This window comes from Asticcacaulis tiandongensis, from assembly GCF_006475605.1.
In the GTDB taxonomy this organism is placed as follows: domain Bacteria; phylum Pseudomonadota; class Alphaproteobacteria; order Caulobacterales; family Caulobacteraceae; genus Asticcacaulis; species Asticcacaulis tiandongensis.
This window is the reverse complement of the sequence record NZ_SSBC01000011.1, coordinates 1-1,082: the sequence shown is the minus strand read 5'-3', so window position 1 is coordinate 1,082 and position 1,082 is coordinate 1. Positions and strand designations below refer to the sequence as shown.

General features: G+C 56.8%; 1 protein-coding gene. It reads right to left on the bottom strand.

Annotated features, from left to right (window positions below):
- Window positions 1-1,082, bottom strand: a 1,082-nt coding sequence (locus E5201_RS10865; RefSeq protein ID WP_140986131.1) for a TonB-dependent receptor domain-containing protein, incomplete at both ends; no start/stop codon positions are given.

Below are 1,082 nucleotides of genomic sequence, written 5' to 3'. Positions count from 1 at the left end.
GCACGCGGGTCGAGAAGGTGAACAGCGGGTCGGTAGCGTCCGGCGCAATGTCTTCGGCCTTATAGACAGCCTCAACGAAGGTCAGGTTCAGATCACCATTGCCATCGAGATTGGCCTGATATTCAGCGGTTGCGGCGGCAACGTCGCCCCCGTTTTGCTGAATAAGAGCGGTCATGGTGAACAGGTTCACATCCGTTGGCGATTGACCAATGCCGTCAAGCGCCGTCATGGCTGTGCCCGAGCGCGTTCCTGGCAGGCCAGAGGACGGATCGCGCAGACCGAAGTGGTTTTCGTTTACACGACCGGTGCCGAGGAAGTTGGCCACGTCCTTGTTATAGTAACCGACCGACACATAGCTGTCGGTACCGTAGTACCACTCAAGCGAGAAGTCGATGTTGCTTGATTCCAGCGGACGCAGGTTTGGGTTGCCCTTGTCAGCCGTTGCGACCCCATTATCCGCAATCGGACGGTTAGGCGTGTTCACAACAACCGTAGAATACAGGTTGTTGAAGGCCGGACGCGCGATGGTCTTGGAGTAGGACGCACGGGCAATCAGGTTGTCACGCAGATTAACCGCAACGTCGATGTTCGGCAGCCAGTTATCGTAGCTTCCCTTGAGGGTCGGCGGAGCGACCTGAGCACCGAAGGTACGGGTAAAGTCGTTATCCGACTGCCAGATAATGGCGGTTGGCAGACTCTGGAGCGCGGATGAGGTGACGTCGGTTTTTTCGTAACGCAGACCGGCAAGAATCTTGGTCGGGAAACCAACGACTTCGGTCGAAACGAAGAACTGACCATAGGCGGCCTGTACTTTTTCTTCAACCGTATTGCGTGACATGGCGCGGGTCGGCAGATTGACCCCGTAACCACGGGCCATGGCTTCGTACAGCTTGACGGCATTGGCGCGGAAAGCAACGCTAGCGTCTCCTGGCGTGAAGTCCTGATACAGGCAGCTCAGGCAGAAGGTTTCCACCAGACCGGCCGCATATTGTTCGACATCGCCCGGGTTTGAAATGCCCCAGTCACCCAGAACCAGTTGGGTTTCACCTGTGGTGGTGTTGAGTTCACCCTTACGGAAGGCA